The 24,189-nt window shown below is 51.4% G+C and carries 29 protein-coding genes; 5 read left to right on the forward strand and 24 right to left on the reverse strand.

Going from position 1 to position 24,189, the window contains the following annotated elements; genetic code table 11:
- Positions 1-217: 217 nt before the first annotated feature.
- A complete protein-coding gene (locus LA04_RS21890) occupies positions 218-1,405 on the forward strand; it encodes a hypothetical protein (protein WP_047653165.1) in 1,188 nt (395 codons plus the stop codon).
- Position 1,406: 1 nt separating this feature from the next.
- The gene (locus LA04_RS21895; protein ID WP_047653166.1) at positions 1,407-2,507 is read left to right on the forward strand and encodes a hypothetical protein; all 1,101 of its coding nucleotides are present in this window, start codon (positions 1,407-1,409) and stop codon (positions 2,505-2,507) included.
- 147 nt (positions 2,508-2,654) lie between these two features.
- Here LA04_RS21895 and LA04_RS24665 read toward each other — a convergent pair whose 3' ends face one another.
- The 23 genes from LA04_RS24665 to LA04_RS22005 all read right to left on the reverse strand — a co-directional run bounded on the left by LA04_RS24665 (position 2,655) and on the right by LA04_RS22005 (position 20,668).
- The gene (locus tag LA04_RS24665) at positions 2,655-2,819 is read right to left on the reverse strand and encodes a hypothetical protein (RefSeq protein WP_161785599.1); all 165 of its coding nucleotides are present in this window, start codon (positions 2,817-2,819) and stop codon (positions 2,655-2,657) included.
- A gap of 778 nt (positions 2,820-3,597) precedes the next feature.
- Positions 3,598-5,274, reverse strand: a complete 1,677-nt coding sequence (locus LA04_RS21905; RefSeq protein WP_047653169.1) for a hypothetical protein — start codon at positions 5,272-5,274, stop codon at positions 3,598-3,600.
- Between the two features lie 3 nt (positions 5,275-5,277).
- Positions 5,278-5,826, reverse strand: coding sequence for a baseplate complex protein (locus LA04_RS21910; RefSeq protein ID WP_047653170.1), 549 nt, complete (start codon positions 5,824-5,826; stop codon positions 5,278-5,280).
- Positions 5,798-6,523, reverse strand: coding sequence for a hypothetical protein (locus tag LA04_RS21915; protein ID WP_047653171.1), 726 nt, complete (start codon positions 6,521-6,523; stop codon positions 5,798-5,800). Before LA04_RS21915 ends, LA04_RS21910 begins: the two co-directional genes overlap by 29 nt.
- The gene (locus LA04_RS21920) at positions 6,513-7,121 is read right to left on the reverse strand and encodes a tail fiber assembly protein (RefSeq protein WP_081957753.1); all 609 of its coding nucleotides are present in this window, start codon (positions 7,119-7,121) and stop codon (positions 6,513-6,515) included. Before LA04_RS21920 ends, LA04_RS21915 begins: the two co-directional genes overlap by 11 nt.
- Positions 7,121-9,076 (reverse strand): phage tail-collar fiber domain-containing protein, encoded by a 1,956-nt coding sequence (locus LA04_RS25090; protein ID WP_235211352.1) that lies wholly within the window; start codon positions 9,074-9,076, stop codon positions 7,121-7,123. The genes LA04_RS21920 and LA04_RS25090 overlap by 1 nt, the downstream gene beginning before the upstream one ends.
- 9 nt (positions 9,077-9,085) lie before the next feature.
- Complete coding sequence (locus tag LA04_RS21930) at positions 9,086-9,673, reverse strand: hypothetical protein (protein WP_047653172.1); 588 nt, start codon at positions 9,671-9,673, stop codon at positions 9,086-9,088.
- Entirely contained in the window at positions 9,666-10,850 is a 1,185-nt protein-coding gene (locus tag LA04_RS21935) for a baseplate J/gp47 family protein (protein WP_047653173.1), read from the reverse strand. Before LA04_RS21935 ends, LA04_RS21930 begins: the two co-directional genes overlap by 8 nt.
- Positions 10,847-11,176: a DUF2590 family protein gene (locus LA04_RS21940; protein ID WP_047653174.1), complete on the reverse strand. Its 330-nt coding sequence runs from the start codon at positions 11,174-11,176 to the stop codon at positions 10,847-10,849. The genes LA04_RS21935 and LA04_RS21940 overlap by 4 nt, the downstream gene beginning before the upstream one ends.
- A complete protein-coding gene (locus LA04_RS21945; RefSeq protein ID WP_047653176.1) occupies positions 11,173-13,176 on the reverse strand; it encodes a phage tail tape measure protein in 2,004 nt (667 codons plus the stop codon). The genes LA04_RS21940 and LA04_RS21945 overlap by 4 nt, the downstream gene beginning before the upstream one ends.
- Complete coding sequence (locus tag LA04_RS25365) at positions 13,173-13,367, reverse strand: DUF6890 family protein (RefSeq protein WP_404851517.1); 195 nt, start codon at positions 13,365-13,367, stop codon at positions 13,173-13,175. Before LA04_RS25365 ends, LA04_RS21945 begins: the two co-directional genes overlap by 4 nt.
- Positions 13,364-13,624 (reverse strand): putative phage tail assembly chaperone, encoded by a 261-nt coding sequence (locus tag LA04_RS21950; protein ID WP_047653178.1) that lies wholly within the window; start codon positions 13,622-13,624, stop codon positions 13,364-13,366. The genes LA04_RS25365 and LA04_RS21950 overlap by 4 nt, the downstream gene beginning before the upstream one ends.
- A 119-nt stretch (positions 13,625-13,743) precedes the next feature.
- Positions 13,744-14,112, reverse strand: coding sequence for a hypothetical protein (locus LA04_RS21955; RefSeq protein WP_047653179.1), 369 nt, complete (start codon positions 14,110-14,112; stop codon positions 13,744-13,746).
- Positions 14,112-14,453 (reverse strand): M15 family metallopeptidase, encoded by a 342-nt coding sequence (locus LA04_RS21960; protein ID WP_047653181.1) that lies wholly within the window; start codon positions 14,451-14,453, stop codon positions 14,112-14,114. Before LA04_RS21960 ends, LA04_RS21955 begins: the two co-directional genes overlap by 1 nt.
- Entirely contained in the window at positions 14,450-14,743 is a 294-nt protein-coding gene (locus LA04_RS21965) for a phage holin family protein (RefSeq protein ID WP_039268767.1), read from the reverse strand. Before LA04_RS21965 ends, LA04_RS21960 begins: the two co-directional genes overlap by 4 nt.
- A gap of 9 nt (positions 14,744-14,752) precedes the next feature.
- Entirely contained in the window at positions 14,753-15,208 is a 456-nt protein-coding gene (locus LA04_RS21970; RefSeq protein ID WP_047653182.1) for a phage protein, read from the reverse strand.
- Positions 15,205-16,332 (reverse strand): DUF2586 domain-containing protein, encoded by a 1,128-nt coding sequence (locus tag LA04_RS21975; protein WP_047653183.1) that lies wholly within the window; start codon positions 16,330-16,332, stop codon positions 15,205-15,207. The genes LA04_RS21970 and LA04_RS21975 overlap by 4 nt, the downstream gene beginning before the upstream one ends.
- A complete protein-coding gene (locus LA04_RS21980; protein WP_047653184.1) occupies positions 16,329-17,036 on the reverse strand; it encodes a hypothetical protein in 708 nt (235 codons plus the stop codon). The genes LA04_RS21975 and LA04_RS21980 overlap by 4 nt, the downstream gene beginning before the upstream one ends.
- Positions 17,033-17,539 (reverse strand): phage tail protein, encoded by a 507-nt coding sequence (locus tag LA04_RS21985; protein ID WP_047653185.1) that lies wholly within the window; start codon positions 17,537-17,539, stop codon positions 17,033-17,035. Before LA04_RS21985 ends, LA04_RS21980 begins: the two co-directional genes overlap by 4 nt.
- Entirely contained in the window at positions 17,536-17,988 is a 453-nt protein-coding gene (locus tag LA04_RS21990; RefSeq protein ID WP_200882539.1) for a head completion/stabilization protein, read from the reverse strand. The genes LA04_RS21985 and LA04_RS21990 overlap by 4 nt, the downstream gene beginning before the upstream one ends.
- Before the next feature lie 98 nt (positions 17,989-18,086).
- The gene (gene gpM / locus LA04_RS21995) at positions 18,087-18,788 is read right to left on the reverse strand and encodes a phage terminase small subunit (protein WP_047653187.1); all 702 of its coding nucleotides are present in this window, start codon (positions 18,786-18,788) and stop codon (positions 18,087-18,089) included.
- Positions 18,789-18,791: 3 nt separating this feature from the next.
- A complete protein-coding gene (locus LA04_RS22000; RefSeq protein ID WP_047362322.1) occupies positions 18,792-19,814 on the reverse strand; it encodes a phage major capsid protein, P2 family in 1,023 nt (340 codons plus the stop codon).
- 59 nt (positions 19,815-19,873) lie between these two features.
- Positions 19,874-20,668 carry a GPO family capsid scaffolding protein gene (locus LA04_RS22005; protein ID WP_047653188.1) on the reverse strand — a complete coding sequence of 265 codons (795 nt, stop codon included), beginning with the start codon at positions 20,666-20,668 and terminating at the stop codon, positions 19,874-19,876.
- A gap of 172 nt (positions 20,669-20,840) precedes the next feature.
- Here LA04_RS22005 and LA04_RS22010 point away from each other — a divergent pair, with 172 nt between their 5' ends.
- Genes LA04_RS22010 through LA04_RS22020 form a run of 3 tightly spaced genes read left to right on the forward strand, consistent with a single transcriptional unit; the run spans position 20,841 to position 23,985 of the window.
- Positions 20,841-22,616 (forward strand): terminase large subunit domain-containing protein, encoded by a 1,776-nt coding sequence (locus LA04_RS22010; protein WP_047653190.1) that lies wholly within the window; start codon positions 20,841-20,843, stop codon positions 22,614-22,616.
- On the forward strand, positions 22,613-23,665 hold the full coding sequence (locus LA04_RS22015) for a phage portal protein (protein ID WP_047653191.1): 1,053 nt from the start codon (positions 22,613-22,615) through the stop codon (positions 23,663-23,665). The genes LA04_RS22010 and LA04_RS22015 overlap by 4 nt, the downstream gene beginning before the upstream one ends.
- Complete coding sequence (locus LA04_RS22020; protein WP_047653193.1) at positions 23,662-23,985, forward strand: ogr/Delta-like zinc finger family protein; 324 nt, start codon at positions 23,662-23,664, stop codon at positions 23,983-23,985. Before LA04_RS22015 ends, LA04_RS22020 begins: the two co-directional genes overlap by 4 nt.
- Here LA04_RS22020 and LA04_RS22025 read toward each other — a convergent pair.
- Positions 23,959-24,171, reverse strand: coding sequence for a hypothetical protein (locus LA04_RS22025; protein ID WP_047653194.1), 213 nt, complete (start codon positions 24,169-24,171; stop codon positions 23,959-23,961). The two genes, LA04_RS22020 and LA04_RS22025, sit on opposite strands and share 27 nt — an antisense overlap.
- Positions 24,172-24,189: the final 18 nt, after the last annotated feature.

Below are 24,189 nucleotides of genomic sequence, written 5' to 3' on the forward strand. Positions count from 1 at the left end.
GATTTCAGCGTTTTCCAATCACTATGTTTTTTATCGAACCAGTTCATCGGTGAAAGAGGGGATCTCGCTTATCATATAGATGTTGCTTAACCTAACGACGGATTAGGACACTCATGACCAAAAGCAGCTGTTACTGTTCTGTTCTATCCAACCTTCGTAATTTCGTTAAGTTAACATAACTTTTTTTTAACAATTCAACGAATGGTAGAGAATTTTTATGCAAGATAGCCCAGTTATCAAGCTACGTGACGCAAGAAGTTCTTGCTGGTCAATCATGGCTACAGTTTCCGCAAAAGATTATTTAGAGTTAGTCGAGGCATCCTATGCTAATGATGGTGGTTTAGATGGACAGCGACCAGCGATTAAATCAAAGACTGGTCTTAAAATAAGAAATAGATTAGTAAGAGATATTAAGGATGGGGCTGTTATTCCCCCTGTTGTAATTGGTGTCGTATGTACCAGAAGTGATTATGATCTTTTGAGCGAAATCAATAATTCTAATGAACTGATAAGTGAGATAAAAAATAGAAATCTTGAAGTTAGTATTATTGACGGAATGCAAAGGACAACTGCACTCAAAGAAGCTAACGCGCAAGATAGTTTAGTTCGAGTTGAAATATGGATTTCAGAAAAAGTTGACACTCTGATTTATAGAATGCTTGTACTTAACACAGGGCAGGTACCTTGGGATCTAAAAAGGCAATTAGATGTATTATATAAACAATTAATAACAAAAGTTAATGAAAGTGTGGGAAGCATTAGAATAATAACTGTTGGGGATAACTCCAGGAGAACTCAAGCTGGCACCTATAAAAGCTCACGAGTAGTCGAACTATTTTTAGCTTTTACATCTCGTTCGATAGATGTTGATATTAAAGATAAAATGGCGGAAGAGTTTTCAAAAATTGATATTACCGATGCTGCTTCAGATGCTGATTACTTCCCTCTTTTCTTAGATGCCATAAGATTATTAGTGAACTTAGACGAGAAATTTGACAAAGTCACAAGGACAGATATTGATGCGGAGGAGGAACCTAGAATTAAATCAGGAAGAGACATATTCACTTCAGCGCCCGGTTCTATCGGTTTTATTGTAGCTGTAGCCGAATATACTCTTGGTTATTCAGGTTTTGATTATGATTTAAATGATGCAAAAAACAAGATGGAAGATTTGAAAGCTAGAATGGACAAGCTTATTGCTTATATGGATAGTTTGAATAGCATTCAATTAAATGAATTTGTTGACATACAAACACTAAATGAAGTTCTTTCGACAAGAACTAGAACTAGCCGGATTGGGGAATTAGAACGAGGCTATTATCTTAAAGCTTTCACTACCTTGTTTAAGCACGTTGAAGCTGTTATCGAAAATAATAGTATGTACCCATGTTGGCGAGTGATTTGATATGGCTGAAATGACTGATCTTGGTGGCCTGACTAAGAAAGCAATGAATTACATGGAAAACCAGTTTACAAGATGGTTTAATTCTAACTCAGGTGTTAATGCAGTCAAAAAAGTTATGGTCGTCCCCTGCGACCCTGAAGATGAAGCCACTTATTGGCCGCTAGCCATTGAAGGTGGCGATTTTTTTAAAAATTGTCAGTGGGGAATTGCACTTCACAAAGACGATTATTATATTCTACAATTATTTTCAAATGATAAAGAATTCTTTATTTATTGGAATAAAGGCTTTGAATATAAAGACTCAACCCATATGTATACTGGTGTTGTTGAGGATGACTGTCACTTTTTATCACATTTAGTTTTCTATACAGAGTTTAACATACAGCCGTCAGGGCAGTTAAATTTAATTTTAACTGGTGAATATGTTTTCGAAGAAGAATTAACCCAACTCCTTCCAAAACTTTTAACCCTTAGCCTTGAAAAGCAATATACGAACGAAAAACATGAGTTAAAAATCATAAGAGTCCTACTGCATGTCGAGCTACTTGATAAAAAGCATGAAGCTATACATGATAAAATTTTAGAGCTCGCTTTATCTTTGCCGGAAGAAAATCATGACTGGCTTTACTTCGAATTAATAAGGGCCATTCGGGCAAAAAAACAAGATAGTATGTTTTTATGTCTTTATAAAATTCTAGAGTTTTTCTTTCCATTGAAAAATGTTTTCAGTTTTTCCGAGCGCATCAAATTCGCAGGCTCCCCTATACAACTTTTAGAGCATTGCAGGAATGAACTGAATTGGAATGTTAATCATAATTATGGTCTAAGAGCAGCCAAGGAATATGCAAGTCATAACTTTTGCTCGTATCTCGGAATTGATACATCAGGTCTAGAAGTTCTTCCTGAAGATGAGAGAACAAAAAAAATTGGCCAATTAAAATCAGATGGACTCGAAAAGCTAGCATTATTAAGACACTCTTTGACTCATCAGAATTTTAAAGACTCGGATATTAAGGAGGAAGAGATATCAAAATCGATTACTGCCATAATAATATTCTTGACAGAATCATTCAAGGAATATGCACAAATTTTAGCTAAATAATAATAAGACAAGGATGTGTTACTTACCAATCATCCTTGTTTTTAAATAATACTCATCAACTACAATAATAATTTAATCTCTGTGAAATCAACCAATGGCTTGAACGAATAAGTCATCATGGCATACGTATACACTATCGAGCTCAAGTCAAAAGAAATTGTTGGCCTCAAGGTGACTGAAGGGAAACTCTGACTGGTAATCGTCATGTTTTTTCTGCGGCGCGGTTTTTTTACTTCGATTCATCCAGTGCTCATATGCTGCTTGCCATGCTTCCGCCTCATCGGCAAACAGCGTTTCGTTATCGGTAGCCATTCCACCCCCTCAGCGCCAAACACCAAATAACGCACGTCCCACCCATCCCCGCGCGGCCATAAAACATATTTACTGTCCGGCAGTCCGTTGGAAGGCATCCAGTCAGAATCCTTAAGCTTTTCACCTCTGGCCATAAAGATAAAAACCGCGCCGTTGATTGAAACTTTCCGCATTGCCCCTCCAAAATTACTGTATGCATAAACAGCATTATAGTGTGCAACTTTTTCAGTTTACCAGTACCTTTCTCTTTGCCCCTGCGCCGCGCCAGGCCTGGCTTCAGCTCTAGCAGAGTAAAGGTCGCCAGAAAATAAAAAAGATCCCGCCAACTCACATAAAATCAACATTCCCCTTATTTTTCTGTTAGTTATATTTTCCGCTAGATCCTTCGCAGATCCATGAAAGTGAAAAACACTGATATTCTTTTCAATCTTTTCAGTTCTGGTTTTACACATAGCCGCCAGCACTGTCGCGGTCTGGCGGTATGGTTTGTAGAAAAATAAAACTGAAAAATTTTTATGATCCAAAAACCGCAGGCGGGTGCGGTGTAGTGCGATTTTTGTCTGCGAAAGATTTTTTTTGCCATGCTGTGACGTGCCAGCGCCCTGCTGTGGGTGTGATCTGCTTCAAGGGTGACGCTGACTGCCTGAAAGGCTGGAACACGCCACAGCGCTACTGATTGCGCGTAGCAAAGTCTGTTTGTGAGGATTGAGAAGTGACACCCCGCTGGGAATGAAGGGCATAAAAAAACCCGCTTGCGCGGGCTCAGGTCTTAAACGGCTTATTTGCCAATCACCGGGGAGTACTTGCCGTTCAGCGTGTCCGCTTTCGCTCCGGTGCTCCGGATGGCTCCCGCGTTGGTTGGTGCTCCTGTATTGCTGTGCGTGTGGTCTGCCGTTTGCTCTGCCAGCTCTTTTACCACGTCCAGCGTGTCCAGCATCAGCTGTGCAACGTTGATGGTGCCAGAGCCAATCCACACTACCGGGGCAATAATCTGCTGTTGTACTGCCGCCACGCTTTTACGTATTTGGCCAATTTTCTCGATCAGGTCTTTACCCGTTGTGACTGTCTGGCTCCCGGCAATGTCCATTTCATCATTGCCGCCGATACTCGCAACGCGGTTATTGACTGCCTGGCTGTAATCGCCTGTACATACCTGCTGAATGGCTCCGGCCATCAGCGTAGACGTGCCCAGCACCGTAACTTTATCCGTGGCCTTAATGGTAGTTTCCCGGCTCACCAGCTCCCGCTGTTCCGTATCGGCCTTAACCATCCGCGCCATAGATGTTTCACTGATCGTCTGGTCTGTCTGCCTCACCCAGTCGCCCGCCTGGGTGACGCGCTGCGACACTTCCGCACGCTGCTGTTGCAGCTGCTCGCCAGGCTGGATATCCGGTAAGCTGGTTCCCTCCGGCACGGTCTGCCGCACAAAGGGCTTATCCGGCCTTCCGCCAGTAAAAGCAATTTCAACCAGCGTCCCTTCAGGGGGAAACTGGAACATACCGGAATCGTTACCCGCCATAGGAACCGGCAGAGGCACAGCTGAGTAAACAGGCGTGTCTTTATCCGGGTTGCCGTCCGCGTCTAACAGCTGCACATCAACCGCATAACGAGGACGGAACGGATCGGAGAAATTGCCGCTTTTCACTGCCTCAACGGGATTCATGACGCGGGCGAATTTTGGTAAGTGCATCCCGGATGCCAGCTCCGGATAATGGCTTTCAATCTGGCGCTGAACGGGCGTTTTTTGCAGTGGATTACCCGTAGCACGGTTGCGCGGCGTCCAGGTCACAGCCATGGTGTCATTGTGCAGGTGGACTTTTGTCACCCTCTCCCCGTTCAGATCCACGCCGGGGCGCAGACTCTGCACCAGGGGAAGCATCATGGAGTTCCCGCCAGCCGCCCCCTGGTTAAATTCATGGGGGATCTCAATCGGGCGATCAGCAAACAGGGCTTTTTCCGCGCCGCCTACATATACCCCGCCGTCCGGCAGCTGGTACCAGACGTAATCCGTAACGCCAAAAGCTTTACCCAGATTATCCAGCAACTGATAACCCGTACCACTATGGGTAAAGTGTGGGATCGGACGGTCTGAATACTCTGCATCCGGTACACTGATTGTCAGCCCGCTATGCTCCGTCAACCAGCTGGCTACATCGCGCAGCGTAGGATGCTGGAACGAGCATGGCCACAGACGTTCAAACACGCCGACCAGCTCACGAACAAACAACCGCTGGAAACCATTTTCGGCAGGTTGCGAGCGCTCCACATACCCGGTGAACCAGCGCAAAACCAGATCGGTATAACCCACATCGAGACGCACCAGTTTGCCTGTGTAGTCCTGCGTTGTTCCGGCAGTAATAAACCCCCGGCCGCAGCTGTTCAGCTCCAGAACCAGGCTGGCATCAGCCAGGTGGATTTCATCCGTTGAAAGGTACAGGCGTTTAATCGGCTTCATTTTTTATCCCAGCGCATCATTTACGGGCTTGAGTACCTTGCGTTCAAACCACGTCAGTTTTTCTTCATCCTCGCCAGCTTCCTGGCTTCCGTTCTGGCCGCTGCCACCTCCCGGCGTTTGTTTCACGGCTTTGTTTTTGCCGCTTGCCCTGGCCTCACGTTTTTCCTGCACGCTGATATGCTCGGTTAACGTGAACGTAACCAGCCAGGACATGCGCCCGTCCTGCGGCGGCGCGTCCAGGGTTCCGGTAAAAGTCGCCTCACGAAAATTCACAGCCCGCGCCGCCTCATGCGCAACGCGGTATTTCTGGCGCTGGCCGCTGGCATCCGTCGCGCTGCCCAGCTCAAAGATACGGCGCAGGATCTCCGGATTTTTATACGGAATTTCACCAGATACGCGCAGCTCTTTGCCTTTGATACCCTGCTCTGATTTAGTCGTGGCACTCGTCTGGCCGGACTGGTCTTTGTCCTGAAATTGCTGGGAAACCGTAACGCGCATGTTTTTCAGCAGTATGGCTTCACCGTTAAGCGCCAGTGTCGGGTTCGATGTCATGGATCATTCCTTTTATGCCGTCGAGATTGTCGCCAACCAGCATCATGGCGGCGGTATACACTGAGGACTGAAGCGGAATCCCTTTTACCAGCTCCAGAAGCGTGGACGGCAGATCGCCACTGGCGGTAAATACCCATGCCCTGGCGCTTTTTCCCTGTAATTCCGTCAACCCGCTGGCAATTTCAGAAATCAGGCTTTCACGCTGCTGTGTGAAATCTTCCATCAGTTTTTTTACGCCAGTTAAATCCGCAACGGCAGCAGCTTCCTGCTGGGCTTTCTTCACCGCTGCTGCTGCCAGTGCGGTGCGACTTGTGGGCACTGAAAGCGGGATCGCTGCGGGTAAACTCTGACTATATTTTGCCGGGATTTGCATCTTCTCAGTTGCCAGTTGCGCGGCGGACTGCGCCAGCCTCCGCACCTGGGTGAATGCCGGACTGGGGAATACTTCAACAAGGCTATTCAGGCTTTTCAGGAAATTTTCATGCGTCTGGCCAGAAACCATCATGATCACCAGATCAGCCTCTCCGCCCGTTCCGGCCAGTTTTTCAGCCAGATACGTGATTGCATTAACCGGGCTGAGATAAGCGCCGTTATCCGTCTGCTGCCCCAGCCCATAAATCCAAGGGTGAGCAGGAATAACGGAACAATTCAAAGCCGCAACAGAATCGCTGAATGCAATCCGCGCCTCACGCCACATTTCCCGGGACCTCCGGCCAGACAGGGGCAGTAACATCAACCCGACTCAATAAGACACGATATTTTCTCCACTGCGTAAGATCGTCAGCATCTTCTACAGTGGCCATATCAAGTTCAACCGCATCCTGAAGCGTGGCAATCACGTTATTAGCCTGGTTCAGTAGCTCCTGTTTTCTGCTTTGCGCTTCAGCTGCATAATCGACTGGCGCGGCAATAATCTTTCCACCATCAAAAAGAAATGCGCCACCTAATGCTTTTTCGCCCGCTGCGGTAAATTCATCCGGTACATTCTCCGGCGCGACTTCAACGACAACCTGATTAATCGGGAAAATTGCGCTTGCATCATAAGAGAAATGGATAATTTCTTTCGTGTCAGGGTTAAATGATATTTTTAGCGTTTCCTGTGAAAGCGTCTTAAGCCACAGATACCAGTCATTGCCGTTATCATCTCTCAGGAAAACAATATTCACCTCTGGTGATTTTGCAACGTAATATAATTCGAGTTCCTCCGGCGATAGTTTGGCTACCTTCGCCGGGGTATATTTCCCCCACTTATCTAATGGGTCATATTTTTTAAACACTCCAGACTGCTTCGTCATTAAGCCACCCATGCTGTGTACCAGTTTCCGCCGATGTTATATTGAAGAGAACGATACTGTACCGCCGTGTAATTCGTTCTTTGTTGCACAGCAGTAACTACCGTTCCGTTAGGCGCATACGCAAATTCGTTATCATTATTTCCGTTTGTGGCGACTCCTGCCGAAGCCAGCCTGAGCCCCCCTTGCAGGAAGTTAGCGATAGTCCATGATGTTGTTGCATAAGCGCTTAAATTTGGGGGGTTGTTTGAAGAATAAACCCGCACACCTGGAGTATCGAAAACGCCAGCGCCAGCTACTACTTTGTCACCTGCGGAAATTGCACCGGTAGATATTAAATTACCATCCTTATCTATTCTCAGGCGCGTATATCCGTTGTGCTGAAATACTAAACCGTTTGTGCCGGTGCTTCCGTCGCGGGTAATGCCGACTGTGAATTTTTGACCGTACCAGTTAAATTCAACACCTGACACAACCCCGCCATCACCAGCCCGCACATTATAAAGAGCAGACATATTTGATTCTGTTGGCAAGGTTTCAACTCTTCCCAGCTTGAATGTGGCGTTATAATCACCTCCATTCGCAGACACCGCACCGATATCTGATGGTACAGGTTTATTGGCTGAGTCATACTGTTTTGCCCATGGCGTCCATGTACCATTATAATAAATACGGATAAATGAGCGTGAATCGGCATATATCCGGTATACCTGCGTAACACCTGCATGTTTGTATACTTCAAGCGACCCGGCCACCTTTTCGGGATAATTAGTTCCAGCTTCCGCCTGCGCATTGGATGACTGGTAATATAATCCCGGTGTAGTAAAGCTATTCAGATCGGCAGCATTCCCAATCAGCACGGCCTGACCGTTAAAAATGTCCTGCGAAGTGATATTGATATCTTCTGTCAGCGCTCGCCCGTTAACCTTCCGCCCTGACGGCACGCGGCCATTTGCATTGTCGTTAGCCGCCTTTACTGCTTTCGGCGTTGCCGCTAGCGCCTCAGAATCGCTATCGGTGGCGCTACTTAATTGGGTAAAGCCTTTGGCAGCCGTTGTTGCGTCAGGGTGGTTTCGGGATTGTTCATGCTTTTTTAGCGCATCACTGGCGGACTGATCATTTAGCGTTCCTTTTGGGCGCAGATCTGTGATATTGCCGTTTGGATCAATGCTGGCTACTGCAAATACGAAGTGCTGAACACCATTCTGCACATAATCGGCCAGTTCATTGGCGACGGTGATTTTACTTTCCACTGCCCAGGCGCTTGTCAGCGTCCCTGTCCAGGCTACGTCCAGCCAGATTTTTACCGGCTTCGTTGTCACAATAATATTTTGGCTTACCGTGAGCTGTGTGCGCAGCCCGCGTACGTACCCCACACCTGGAGTTACGTAATACTGCGCGCCATTTTTACCAACCAGATAGCCGTCACCGAAGAATGCCGCCGCGCCGTAAATGTCGATATTCTCCAGGCGCTGGCGTTCATCCATCCCGGCCATACGGGCAGTGAAGTCAATCTGCCAGGTTTCCGCTGGCGTGTTGATTCCTGTTTCAGTCTGTGCGCCGTTAAACTCCATTAAAAACGAACGGGTAAGAACGTTCCCCTGCTGTCCATCTTTCGTTTTCAGCTTTTGCTGTAACGGTGCGTGCACAATCATGGCCAGCGTGTTACTTGCTTTGTTAATCAGGCCGATCCAGTTAAATGAAAAATCGCCCACGTCAGCACCCAGCACAACGGAGTGCACCACAGCATTTTCGTTTACAACGCCCTTACGGCTTACAGCCTGACGGTGAACAATTTGCGCATCTGGCGGCAGCGTTTCATTTCGATCAATTGGCTTAGTGGCATCCAGTCCCGGTACGCTGGCGAAAACAAATTCATCCAGCAGAACGGGCTCACCAGTGACGGACTGGCTTGCTTTCCACTGCTCAAAAGCCAGTGTGATAGCAGTCTGTGACATAAATACTCCCTATAAACTCGCGCTAAACGTAGCGCCTATGGCTTCCGTGCTGTTTAGCCGTGCCGGATAAACCACATATTCACCCTGATCCCATCCCGCCCGGATGGCCAGGCGCTCCGACGTAATCACTTCAAACTGATAGCGGCGGCAGGTTCGTCCGTACTGCCGGATTATCTGAATCATCAGCTGCGTGTTGTCTGCTATCTGGCTATCCGTGACACGCACCATGATCACGTCCCAGTCAATGTCCGGCTGGCGTTCAACCAGCTCCACGTAACCAATCCCCAGCCGCTCGAAAATGTTAATAAATCCCTCAACCGAACCTGCATCCCGCGCGTTAATAAAGGCGTAGGCCACACGCTTACGAAAGAGGCTTAAGGTTTCACCGCTAAAGCGGGTAATGTCCCTGTCATAAGCGATTAAATTCAGAACCGGCTCAATACAGGTCAGCGGATCAAACTGCCGCAGCGGCCATGTTATCCAGTCGTACACCTCCGCCCAGAACGTCCGCGCGGTCTTAAGCAATTTCAGCGGCTCGCCCTTATTCATCCAGGACGGCAGCGCCATACTGGCCAGCTTTTTCAGAAATTCAGTCATCTTGCAAAACCACCGTTAAAGAGTTGAGGCGCGGTACATCCAGAACGCTCGTAATATCTTTCAGTGAAAACTCAACCGAATCCGCATCAGAAAAGGTTTTATGAATCTCCCGCCCCAGCTGAGAGAATGAAAACCGGGAATAAGGCCACGTCTTTTTCACGTCGTAATCCGTGTTTTCCCTGAAAGCACAGCGGATCAGGTTTTCAATCCCTTTTTTCAGCGTGTCCTGCTGTTCCGGTTCAAGGTTGCCCAGGCTCCTGACATAAACCGTAACGCTCAGATCGTGTCGGGTTTCCGGCATCGCAAAACACTGCATATCATCCCCGTGGCCGTGGTGGCCTTGCGTGTTGATATAGTCATTTACCGCCTCAATAAACGGCTCGGACGTTACCCCGCTATCCAGCAATAAATACGCGTTCGCCGTACCTGGCCCACGCGGCGCATCGTGAAGAAAGAAGATGCGATCAATACTCAGCCCTGCCACACTGGCAATCATCGAACGGTAAACTGCATCCGTGTGGTAGTTCCCCACCAGGTTGAACTGATTGCGGCAACGCTCACGCAGTTCATCATCGCTTTCCTCATCCGCCCCCGGTACTGTCAGCCAGTCCTCTTCACTGGCCACATGGCTGATGCCATCCACGGCCACGGGCAAAATGCGAAAATAACCCGGCGCGAGGTTGTACGCGCCGCCTGTTCCCGTAGCTTTGACGGCAAGCAAAGCGCTGGCCGTGCCGGACGGGATCACCACATCAGCTACGGTTGCCACGGCGTAAATTTTGCCGTTAATCCTTTCAGTCTGAATGACCGTCCCGGCCTTCACGGTGACGGACTGGTTTACATCCTCTTTGTAGAATCGGATCACCCCTTCCGCCGCGCTGGCGGGTTTAGCCGTAACGTTCACCGCCCAGGCCAACAGGCGCAGCATCTGCCCACCCGCCGTGGCCACAAACATATTGACCATGACTACAGAAACCAGCGCGTCCTTAAGCCACATCACTGGCGCGGTCACAATCGCGGTAATGAGTCGCCAGAATGGCGACATGCGCGACGTGTTAGTAATGAGCCCTTCCTGGGCTGCAATCGCATTAAAACGGGTGCGCACAGCCTCTTCAGTCACGGGCATCCCGCTGGACTTCACTACCTCTTCAAAATCAACCTGCGGCTTTTCCGTCATAAATCCACCTGTGCCGATATTCCGCCAAAGTCGTACGTGCTGGCCGTTACCCATAAACGCTTCTGGTTTTCTTCGCTGACCTCCACCGTGCCAGGCACAATCCGTTCATCCTCTTCAATCAGCAGCTCCAGCTGCGTGAAGATATCGGCGCGTAAAGTCGGGCTGCGCTCACCAATTAATTGCGTGGCCAGCCCACTTTCCAGAATGCTGTGAATAATGTCCTGGCCGATACTTTTTCTGTTATTACACAGTTCCGGCTCTTTCCCGGTATTCAGTACGAAATTACCGTTTTCAATCAGCAGATCGATGTAAAGCAATTCACTCATGCGTTTAGCTCCTGCCACTCCTGCAATTGTCCCGGTGAAAGCGTCTCTTTCGGATAAATATTTACCGTTCCAATTTTCCGGCTGTTGTCCGTCACAGATTTAGTATTACTGCTTATGGTTTTACTGATTCCGCCTCGCTCAATCCCTTTAAGCTCGCCTCCCGTTAAAAGAGCATTAGGAGAAATTACAGAAGGCAGCTCAGGCAATAATGTATTTTGCGTTAACTGGTGCGCTTCAGTACCTAAAGAAATATTCACGCCGGGAATTTTATTTAATTTCCCAACAATCCATCCCCACGACTTATGAAAGCTTCCTTTAATGGTTTTCCAGACATTATCAAACATCGTGATAATACCGCTGGCCATTCCGCTTAATGCCTCAGAAGGTGAAAAACCTTTGAGTAACGCAATGAAATTATTCCAGCCGTCACTGATATACTTCCAGGCGCTGGAAAATATACCTGCCAGCCACTCCACTACAGCAGCAACCACAGTAAAAGCTTCAGTATTCATTACCGCGGCTTTGATCGCATCCCAGTGTTTAATCAGGAGATAGAACCCAACGGCAAGGAGAGCTATAGCACCAATAATCAGGAGAATGGGCCAGCTCATAAAATTGATACCAACCCCGGCCAAAATCGCTGCCATTCGAACCGCCAGAAGTATTCCGCGCAGCGCACCCAGCGTAATATTCCAGATAAGCACCGCCTTTTGCGCCAGCCAGATTGTCGCGGTGTAAATCTTCGTTACCGATGTAAGGGCTTTCCAGAGCCCACGCAGCCCCCCCATTACAAACGAGGAAACGCCCATAACGATATTGGACACAGCTCCTACAGCAGCAAACCCCAACAATGCCATCGTGGCATAACCCACCACCCGCGCGATATTGGGAAACAGCTGCATCCAGCGTGCAAAGGTCTGCCCCATATCTGCCAGGCGATTCAGCAGTGGATAAAGCACCGGGATCAGCGTCAGGCCAATCACTGTCTTAATGGCCGTCAGGATGGCGATGAAGCGATCCCACGGCTTCACCATTTTGGTTGCCATTTCCTGGGTACGCTTCAGCCCGTCAGCACCGCCCAGCTCGGTGATATTCCGCTGAAGTAAGGCCACATTCCCGTAAAGCTGTTTGACTACCGCCGAACTGTCCCCAAACGCTTCATCCAGCTCCGCCTGTGCCTTCAGGTTCCCTTCCAGGCTCTTGCCATATTTGCCCTGAAGCTTCGCCAGCATTTCAGGCATGGACAGCATTTTTCCGGTAGCGTCTGTGAATGACAGCCCCAGCTTTTTAGCGCCATCAATCGCGCCCGTCATAAAGCCCTCGTAGGCGCTGCTCGCTTCCGTTCCCAGGGTGCGGCTAAGTTGCCCCAGCACGGCCAGCTGTTCATCCAGCCCGATGCCGTAGTTAGTCCCCACGCCGCGCGCGCCTTCCATCAGGTCTTTGATAGTGGCCATTTCCGTGCCGAACGTTTTGCGCATGAAAACCATCTTTCCTGCCAGCTGCTCTGCAAACTGCACTTTGCCCAGGCGGGCAGCATCAGAGGAAAAGTTGCCGAACATCTGCCCCATGAATTCCGACGTTTCCGCAGCGGTTGATTTCATGGCAAACGCCAGGACGTTGGCAACCTTTGTCACTTTCGGCAGCTCATTGCCCGTGAGCCCGGCGATGGCTGCGTTGATTTCCTCCGTGGATTTAACAAACTCCACCGCGCTGGCTCCGTATGTGGTACTGAACGTCAGCGCATCACGCTGAACTGTTTTAAGCGCGGTACTGTCAATTCCTTTTGCAGCCGCATCATTCAGCGCGTCATACATTTCAATGGCCGGGGACAATGCACCTTTAATGGCCATTCCCGTTCCGGCCAGCGCCAGCACGCCGCCGCCAATACGCGCAAACGCTGCTTTTGATTTATCCGCAAAGCCGGTCACATTGTTCTGCACCTGTTTTAACGGGCGGGACAATTTATCGATCAGGCTTAATGTAAAATCTAACTGTTTCATTCAGCGCCTTTAAAAGCAGTGCTTATTCCGTTTGCAGTGGCAATACGCATATTTTCCCAGTAACGATTATCCAGCCAGACAGCGGCAGCGATATCATCAATGGAATCATCCCCGTGGGGTAAATAGTGGCGGCGTAAAATTAAATACTGGTCGAGTCCGTTTTTCTCTATAGCCCGGACTCGCTTTGTCAGTTTTTTACTTCAATTTCCAGCTCAGGCGCGTAAATGTCATTTACCTTACCCGTTAGCTGCAACGCCGCACCGGGGCGTTTCAATACCTCAATGAGCGCATCCTTACTTTCTGGCTCCACAATGCGGGTCAGATAGTTATGCGCCGGGGCAACTTTGTTATCCATCGCCATTTCATTAATAAATTTGTTGTAGGCGGTCTGATTAGGCGCGAAAACAATTTCTTTACCACATACAACCAGATTAATTTTCTGTTCCATTTAATAAGCTCTCTCGTTTATTTATTTCGTCAATCAGCGCGTTATGACGCGCCGCACACACAGAATATAAATTCTGATATTCAACAGCAGGGGCAGCAACATCCGCCCCGGTATTACCTTTAATGCGCGGAAGATTTTCCGTTGGGCATTTGCGCTTCAGGTTTTCCTGATAAGGTACGTTCGGTATTTTCGACGGTTGCGTTATACATCCGGATAAATTCATCAGACACGCAAACATTAGTGAATACCGGCTTAAGGATTTCCGTCCTGATTTCCTTCGGTCTGCCACTCTCCAGCGCCTCCAGTTTATCTTCCAGCCCCCTGGCGGATTCGCTGGCTATCTCCAGCATCGCCTTTTGGGACTTGTTACCCGCAACCTGCGCGGCGGAGTTGATCGCCAGCTCCAGGCTGTCACGCCGCCAGTCAGCGGTCAGCCAGCCCCAGACAAACGCCAGCGCAACCACTACCAGCCACTGGCCGTTTGTCATCAGCGCACCCCGTTATGTTCCAGGCTGAAGTGATTGCCGTCCGGACGGGATTTGAAGCGGCCGCCCCACGTACCACCCAGCGATTCCCAGTATTCACCCAGTGGGAGATAATCGGCGGTGTCTGTTTTGTACTGGCCATTCACGAACAGATTAAAGTCCACGGCCAGGCGCTGGGTATGCAGACTGTTTGTGATACCGCTGCCTTTTTTAGCATTCAGCGCGGCCTGTTCCGGCGTGCGGTACGCCTCGCCAAACGTCAGACGATAGTCGTGCTCTTCCGCCCAGTGGATCAGACTGGCCACCATCACGGTAAACAGCTGCTGTTTCTCGCTTAACGTCATTTCCCCACTCCTTTACCCAGAAAGTTAATCCCCTTTTTACGCAGCCAGGCTTCAACACCGTTAAGCCCCAGAATACCCAGCGCAGAACCAATCCCGGCGAGCGCCAGAGGGTGAATGTCCGGCACAAAGTACAGGGCAACCCCTGCGGCCAGCGATAAGGCGCTGCCGACAATGACGCGCCCCAGAACCAGGCGTAATGTGATCGGCTCGTCACTGTTAAGCATTTTGCCCAGGGCAATCAGCGCCCCCATCAGAGCCAGCGCGATAAACCCCTTTTCATACTCCTGCATCCCTGCCCCTTATCCGATCAGGTTTTCCGTGGCTTCCGCTTCCAGATACGGAACGCCGTTGATGTTTACGAACTTTGGACTGGTCACAAAATATTTGATTTTGTGCGTGGACACGCTGCCACCTTTCGGATCGATATCCAGCAGGTTACTCAGCTGAAGCTTGCAGCCGAACGTCTCCACCTTGACTTCCTCGCTACCCGCTTTGGCATAGAAGAGAAAATCCACTGGCTCAATACCGCGCCAGGAACCCGCCGATCGTGCTTTTGCCGTCAGCACGCTCAGCACTTTGGAACTGACTTCAATTTCCCCCTCAGCGGCCACATCGCCATCAACGTGGCCATCCGGCACGCCACGGGTCTGCGCGGCGGCGCTGTTGTCCGTGATATCGAGAGAAATTTTCTCGATGTGGATCAGATCGCCGTCAACGTAAGCATCAAACGACATCCCCGAAATACGCTTACTCATGCGGCGGCCTCCAGGCTGGCATCCAGTAACAGACTAATGGTGATTTGCAGCGGTACTTCCCAGGTGCGCACCACAATGTAAATCTCCACCGCCTTTTTGTTTTTCCAGACAATGGTCACATCACCATCCTGCGGCGGCTTCACTTCGCCAGGGAACGACACGCCATTGATATTCGCTGCTGTGGACATTTCACGCAGCGGCTTCGCAAACAGCGTCTGGTGTGCGGCAATGCTGCCCGGCGTACTGTTAAGCGAACGGTCTGCAATTTTGCCGATGGCCAGCAGACGCACCCGGCGTGCGGCTTTATCGGCCACGCGCAGCGTCTCGATGGACTGATAATCGCCGCCTTCCACGTCGAGCGTGCGGCCGTCAGACCAGTAGAAGCCGTCATAGTCCGGATACCACATCGGCACGCTGAAGCGCTGCGCCTCCAGCGCCTGAAGCGTGGCCAGCTCCAGCACTGCCCCTGTGCCATCCAGCGGCAGTTCATCGCTGCCCAGGCTTACCAGCGCACCCGTTTTGACACGCGCCGGACTGTCCGCCACGGTGACGGCACGACTGCACAGGCGGCCAGCCAGCACGCCCGGCTCATTCCCCCAGAGACGGGGAACCAGCTGCACGGCTTTTTCCGCAATGCCAGCCTGAAGCGTGGACATACGCGCAAGGTAATCCGCCTGTCCCTCTTCGTCCTGCATTCCCTGCGTGGCCAGAATGAACCATACCCAGCGGCCATACTTCGCAATCAGATCCGCACGCAGCTTAAAGGCCTGATTAATTTCCGCCTTCGTTGAAATGTCATTGCTCAGCACCACGCCTTCAACCGAGCACGACACCTGAGCGGCCAGCACCGCTTTAACCCATGCCTCCGGCTCACTGTCAGCAGCCAGCACATGGACGAACCCCCACCAGTTTTGGCCAGCATTCGACACCGCCGCCAGCACGTCACTTTTTAACTGGCTGTCAGCCTCACCCAGAAGCGCATCAAAATCGCTCTGGGTGTTCACAGCCAGGGTCTTGCCTGTATTTTTGGTTCCCGTACCGATAAACAGCACCGTGCGTTCCACCTCATTGGTTTCGCCCAGTAGCTGGTTTACCTGGTCAACGGTCACATTTGGCCAGGTCATGTTCTCCCCCTGATATCCTGCGCATTTACATCCCAGCCAAAGCCAATGGCCTGAAGCTGGCGTGCCAGCGCCTTGTTAAAATCTTCATCACCCATTCCCAGAAATACGCGGGAAGGGAGATCGATAGTCCAGCTCGTTTTTACTGCCTTGCCGCTTAACTTCCGGATAAGCAACCCCGCCTGTGCGTATGGCATTTCGCTGGTTATTTCCCGGATAGTGGGCTTCTTCCAGCGCTTCCCCCGGCGCACCCGGTAGCCCAGCGCACGCAGTTTTTTTCCCTGTGCAGCAGTGGCCATCTTGCCTGGCCGTGCCTTCCCTGGCTGGCTTGCACGACTCACCCGGACGCGCATGCCGTTTTGCTGCGAATAGCCCACCGTGCCAGCGGGTACAGGCGTTTCCCCGTTCCGGTAGCCGCCACCCTGCAAGTAGATCCGCACTGCCTGAATTTCAGGCATTTCACGGATATGCAGCAGTTTCGGCATGTTGCGCAGCATCTTCCCTTTGCGCTTTGTTTTGCGTCCTGCCCAGGCTCCCCCTTCCGGCGTTTCCTGGTTCCGCACGTTGCGTTTAGCTTCGGCAATCACGCCGTATTCCGCCATTCGCCACAGCAGCCGCTGTCGTTTTTTGGCCGGTAGCTCCATGCTGGCCAGCGCCTTTTTCAGCTCCGCCAGCTGGCGCTTGTTAAGCTCCCCTCCGGCAATCACGGCACATCGCCCACAGGCGCACCGGATTCATCCACGCCGTAAATCGTTGCTGTCAGCGCCGTCCAGATCTCCGGCTCAACCAGTGACCAGCGCTTGCCCTGCCAGGGGATTAATCCCTTTTCGTCCTCACGGATCACCAGCTCTTCCGCCATAGGAACCGTCAGAACGATATCGGCGGTTTCTTCATCGGCCACCGACACATCCCACTGCGGATCTGCCTCAGTTACCCCGATGTCGTCCAGTAAGTTCCGGTCTGCCTCATCGAGCCAGGCAGCCATCAGGGACATAAGCAACTGCGGCGGACACAGGCGATACGGGAAACGCTCCCAGCTCAGTACCGCGTCATAGCGGATCACCGCCTGGCGGTACTGCCCCAGCCCCAAATCCTTTGCAGCCGGTACGAACTCCATTTCATCCACTACGCTGTTAAATGACTGCATCGCACGGGCTGGCACGTTGTCGGTAAAGAACGCCGTCAGGTTTTCAAGCTGTGTCTGATTCATACCTTTTTCACCGTTGCCCGTTTCAGTCCCTTTATGCGTCGGATCACCACAGAGGCTTCAGTCAGCAACCCGGCGCGGGTTTCCGTGCTTTCCTGCCCGGGGTGAGAATCGCGCCGCCCAACCGTGGCGAACTCTCCCAACAAGTCCGCTTTTGCTCTGGCGAAAACCGCCTTTATGTACTGCGCACAAAGGGCGTTTAATTCCCCCATCCGTGCCCCCGGCGCGTCCTCTGCGCTCAGAATCCCCCTTGCCTTCCAGCTGGCTTCCACTTTTTCCAGCTCCGCATTCACCTCCGCCACGGCCGCCAGCAGCGCCTGGGCAACGGTGTCCGCGTCAACATCAGCCGGGATCGCTCGCTGTGCCTGAAAGTCTTTCAGGTTCAGGTCTGGCCAGAACCCTTCGTTTTTTAGCGGCTCATCCAGGTAATCAAGCGGCTTTCCACTAAACATGGAACCCCCGAAAAAATAGGCGGGCTGTCCGGTTTCCACGGCGCAGCTTCACATTGTGTTTCTGCCCTCCACCGCGCCCGCCTGGCTTGCGGTAGTCTTTAACCCTGCGTCAGTTTTCGGATGCGTGCGGCAATGGTCTGCCGCTGCGTTTTAACGCCGATTTTTGAGTAATACTGTTCAGCGGAGGCCAGCAGCTGATCGGCTTTCTGAAGTGTTTCCACATCATCCACACCCGCTGCTGTTTTCTGGCCATCCTCACTGCGCAGCAGCTGCAACCCGGCGAACTTGTACCATTTCGCTGTCACCTGCTCATGCAGCCGCCACCTGGTGGCCACGTTCTCAAACGTACGTGAGAAATACGGCTCAATGCTTTCCCCGCGCCCGGCAGACTCCTCCGCCCAGGCCAGCATCGTATCGGCCACGAACGTTGGGAAATTGCTGCGCAGCCGTTCCGGCGTGGCCTGTTGCTGGGCAATAGCGATATCAGCCCACTCCAGCGCCTTATCCAGATCGCCCACGTCAAACAGCCAGATCACGCACCACGCCAGAACCGGATTGGCATACACCTGGCCGCTGGCCAGATACGCTTCCACAGTCGGAACCCATTTCGGCAGCAGCACACTGCGCTTATGCTCAACGCGATCTGCAATCAGCGGCAGGCTTCGCACCTGCTCCACGTCTGTTTCCAGTGCCTTAATCAGCAGGTGCATGCTTTCCGTGGTGCCAACGGCCAGGCTAAGCTTGAGCTTTTGTTCCATCGCAATGCGCTGGTTATGACGCTGCGCGGGTGAAAGAGACATTGTTTAACCCTCCACTGGCTCTGACGGCTTGCCGATCGTCACGGCATCTTCATCAATCGCCGCGTACAGCTCCGGCACTTCAATCGCATAACCTTCGTTACGCAGATAGCTGTTCTCAAACTGCTTGCGGTCATCTTCAAACCGGGCTTTACGCTGGCGCGTATTGCGCTGGGTGTAGATGTGCAGGTTGGAAAGTGGCGTTACCACCATGCGTTTGCCAGGCATGAACGGCGGGATAATCGCCTGACGGCCAGCAATGGTGTTACCCAGCAACTGCGCCGCGATTTTTTCCGTTGGGCGGTCAGCAGCCTGGAACAGGCGGTACTGTTCAGCAGCCACCAGGTCAGCACCTACCAGCACCACCAGGCGCGGGTCATTGCGGAACTGAGCCGGGATTTTGGCGTTAATCAGATCGGAGGCCATCGCATCCAGCGATTTGTAATCACCTGCCTGATCGAGCACCACCGGATCGGTCATGATTTGCTTGCCACCCAGCATCGTTTTCATGATTTCATGCCAGCCAATGTTCACATCTTCGCCGTTCGGATTGGCGATCGGGTCTGTGGTTTTGGCGCGGTGTGTACCGTTAAAGCCAATACGCAGCATGTCCATCGCAAACGCCTGAGTGCTGAAGGTCTGCACCAGGTTGTAAAACTCGTTTTCTTCCTTTCCGGCGTTCGCCCAGACGGAAAGCAAATCCCAGCGCAGCGCCGCACAGCTGTCCGTTTCAACCAGTGAATAGGTATTGCCATCAACCCCTACCTGGCGGACGAAACGGCCTGTTTCGCTGCGCCCGGTGTGAAGCACAGACGCACCCACGTTGACGACCTGGCCACTCAGCTGGTCAACGTCCAGCGTGGTGATCCAGTTCAGGAACTCCACGGACTCCAGCATGGCCAGGCGCAGTGCGGTTTCCTGCGGGTCATTTAGCGAAAAATAACGGCCAGGGTTTTGCGTGCCAAAATGCTGCGCCAGCCCTGCCGTATAATTGTCCAGTAAATCCCGCGCACGGTTATTCAGTAACATAAGACTCCCTCGCAATTACGCGATAATAAAAATGTTTTGCTTATTCGCGTTGCGGTTAATTACAGGTAACTAAATTTACCGGATTTGGCTGGCACCTGACGCTGTTTGCGCTGACCGCCTTTATTCCCCAGATCGTTAAATCGGGTAACAATCTCTTTTGCATTGTCACGAATAGCGGCAAACTCTTCCGTGTCCACTACTTCGGTAATAGTGTCAACATCGTCCTGCACGGAATTAAGCTGGGTTTCAATTGCACCCACACGCGCTTCCAGATCGTTCAGAGCACTCGCCAGCGCCTGCAATTTATCATCAGCAGGTGGATCGTCCTGCGAATTTTCATCTTCAAATTTCGGCTTAATACCAAACAATTTTTGCCAGTTTTTCATCTTCCCTTCCTGCGTAATTTTACCGTTACGGGAAATCACACAACTGTAATATCCCTGTTTGTTTAATTTGCGCCGACTAAAGCGCAGCCGTGTAGTTCCCACACTTGCCGGGTTGTCAGTAACAGCCAGCCCCTTCAGATATGTACGATCCCCTCCGCGCCAGTTCAGCTCCGGCTCAACAGAGAAATAAAGCAACTGGCCTTCGTCGTTTGCATAAATCAGGCGCTTATTCGGACACAGGCTGACATACAGCCGCGCCAGCCCGTCATCACCGTCCTGCCACATCGCTTCCAGCACCTCACCAAAGTTTCCGGCGTAGCGCTCATGTTCCGGCCAGAGTAATGCGGCGTAATGTTTAGGGTCATAGGTTTCCCCCATGTCGATAATCCATTGCCGTTCCAGCACCCGTCCATCAACCGTATCGCCTTCAGTAGCAACACACAGCCAGCCAGTTTTTAAATGCGACACATATTTCCCCCTCTGTCGATTAACTGCTTCCCTTGCTGTGGATTTGATTATTGCTAATTAAACACATCCCCGCATTACGCTTTATTCTGAACAGTTCGGTTATAAGCCATTACCGAACAACCCCGAATTAACCCCGCCGTTTTTTCATCAGCACCACGGCATAATTAAATCTATGGCTAAATACTCAGACGAATTAAAAGGCGTTGTCCGCGCTCTTTACCTGCGCCGCTACACGCCGAAAGAAATTGCATCAGAATTAAATCTGCCGAACGCGCGGATCGTTTACTACTGGGCGGAAAAATATAAATGGGCTGACCTGCTCAGTTTCGAAAGCACAGAGGAGGCAATTGAACGCCGCTACCAGCTGTTAGCCGGGCGTGACAATAAAACGGATCTGGATTTAAAAGAAATGGATTTGCTTATTGCTCACGCCACAAAGCTGCGTGCCCAGAGCAATAAGCATAAAGAAAAGCTGGCCAGCAGCCAGGGGGAACGGCAAGCAGCTGCGCGAGGGGATAGCGAGGACGAACCCCGCAGCAAACGCAAGTACAAGAAAAACGATATTTCGTCACTGACTCAGGATGATTTTGACACCTGGGCGGATGAACATCTTTTCGAATATCAGAAACACCTCCGCCGGAACATCGGCCAGCTGGTCAGGAACATCCTGAAAAGTCGCCAGATCGGTGCAACCTGGTACTTTGCGTTTGAGGCGTTCGAAAACGCTGTAATGACGGGCGATCCACAAATCTTCCTGTCCGCGTCCAAAGCACAGGCGGAAGTATTCCGGTCTTACATCGTCAACATTGCAGAGCAGTATTTTGGTATCACGCTGACCGGGAACCCGATCCGCTTAAGTAACGGCGCAGAGCTGCGCTTCCTGTCCACCAACAAAAACACAGCCCAGTCATACAGTGGCCATCTTTACTGTGACGAATATTTCTGGGTTCCTAACTTCGCAAAACTGAACGAGGTGGCCAGTGCGATGGCCACCCATGACAAATGGCGTACCACCTACTTTTCCACGCCATCTGCCAAAACGCACCAGGCCTATCCGTTCTGGACGGGTGACGAGTGGAAACAGGGCAGCAAGAAACGCGCGGCCATTAAATTTCCGCTGTTTGATGAAATGCGGAATGGCGGCCGGCTCTGCCCGGATGGCCAGTGGCGCTACATCATCACGATGGAGGATGCCATTGCGGGCGGCTTCAACCTGGCCAACATCGAGAAGCTGCGAAACCGCTACAACACCGCCACATTCGACATGCTTTATATGTGCGTGTTCGTGGACAGCAAGGATTCCGTTTTCAGCTTTTCCGACCTGGAAGCGTGCGGCGTGGAGGTGGACACCTGGCAGGATCATAACCCGGATGCAAAACGGCCGTTTGGAGACAGGCCAGTCTGGGGCGGCTTTGACCCGGCACGCAGCGGCGATTTGTCGTGTTTCGTGATTGTCGCCCCGCCGATGTTCGCCGTTGAAAAATTCCGCGTGCTGAAGGTGGTTTACTGGAAGGGCATGAACTTCCGCTACCAGGCAAAGCAGATCGAAAAGCTGTTCGACCAGTACAACTTCACTTATCTGGGTGTGGATGTAACCGGGATCGGCCAGGGTGTTTTTGACAACATCCAGCACTTTGCCATGAAGGTTGTTGTGCCGATTCGCTATGACATGAACACCAAAAACCAGCTGGTACTGAAAGCGGCGGACGTGGTGGAAAGCCAGCGTATCGAGTGGGATAAAAACCTGAAGGAAATCCCCGCCAGCTTTATGTCAGTAAGGCGCACGACCACAAACAGCGGTAACGCCATGACCTTTGTTGCAGACCGCAGCCAGGACACTGGCCACGCAGAGGCATTCTGGGCAATCACCCACGCACTGCATAACGAACCACTCAACTATGAAAACAAACCAAAATCCCGCTGGGGTGTAAGGAAACAGGCAGCATGAGCAAAAAGAAACGCTTTGTGAAACGCGAGCAGCGCGGCGACAATTCAAAAAAAATGAGCATTATCAGCTTCGGCAAGCCGGAACCGGTACTGACAACCGGAACCGATTACCGGGAAATCTGGTACGACAACGCCGCCGATCACTACACCCAGCCGATTGACCGCCTGGCGCTGGCGCAGCTTATCAACCTGAATGGCCAGCACGGCGGGATTATCCACGCCCGTAAAAACATGGTCACGGCGGACTATCAGGGCGGCGGCCTGACGTTCGACGAGCTCGAAGCCGCTGTGTTTGATTATCTGACTTTCGGGGATATAGCCGTGGCCAAAGTCCGTAATGGCTGGGGCGATGTGATCGGACTTCAGCCACTTCCGGGGCTTTACCTGCGCCGCCGTAAGGAGAAAGAAAACGCGGAGACTGTACCAGGGGATTACGTGGTTTTACAGGAAGGTGAGCCGCTGGCGTTCCCGCCTGACGATATCATTTTCATCAAGATGTATGACCCGCAGCAGCACATCTATGGTCTGCCGGACTACATCGGCGGCGTTCATTCTGCCCTGCTGAACAGTGAGGCGGTCATTTTCCGCCGTCGCTACTACCACAACGGCGCACACACGGGCGGCATTCTGTATACCCGTGACCCCAGCATGACGGACGAAATGGAGGAAGAGATTGAACAGCAGCTGCGCGACAGCAAGGGGATCGGCAACTTCTCCACCATCCTGGTGAACATCCCTGGCGGCGACGGGGACGCGATCAAGTTTATTGAGATGGGGGATATTTCGGCCAAAGATGAGTTTGCGAGCGTGAAGAACATTAGCGCCCAGGACATTCTGAACGCGCACCGCTTCCCGGCCGGGCTGGCGGGTATCGTTCCGCAGAACACAGCCGGACTGGGCGACCCGGAAAAGGTGGAACGCACCTACAAAAAGAATGAAGTCTTGCCCATTCAGCGCCGCCTGGCGATGGCCATTAACAGCGATCCGGAAATCCCGCGCCACCTGCATCTGAATTTTGCAATGGAAACAACGGAGAAGGGTGCAGCATGAGACAAAAAAGGCTAAAATCCAGGCATTATTTAACAGCTGGAGAGCGGAATATGAGAGTCCTGAAGATTGAATGCCCTGAATGTGGCTCAAAGGCTGTGATTCGCAAGACCAACCGGAAACACCGCCAGATTGCAGATATTTACTGCGCCTGTGCTGATGTGGAGTGTGGGCACACCTTTGTTATGAATTTGACGTTTTCCCACACCCTCAGCCCCAGCGCTAAAACGGGTGACGCGCTTGTGCAAACATTGCTCAAAAACCTGTCACCCGACCAAAAACAAATGGCACTGGATTTATTGAAGGCAGCCCCCGCTGCGTGAATCGCCCCCATTATGGGGGTGTTTTTTTTCATACCGATCCAGCTTCCTTCCCAGTTCCTGCGTCATTTCTCCCAGCCATGCCAGAGCAACATCCTTTTCATCTTCAGAACAGTCTGCGGTTGCCATAAGTTTTGCGACCAATGCGATCCGTTGAAAGGCAACGGTTTCTAAAAATAAATCCTGCACAGTATCCTCCCACGCAAA

The sequence above is a fragment of the Enterobacter sp. UCD-UG_FMILLET genome (assembly GCF_000762975.1).
Lineage (GTDB): Bacteria > Pseudomonadota > Gammaproteobacteria > Enterobacterales > Enterobacteriaceae > Enterobacter > Enterobacter dykesii.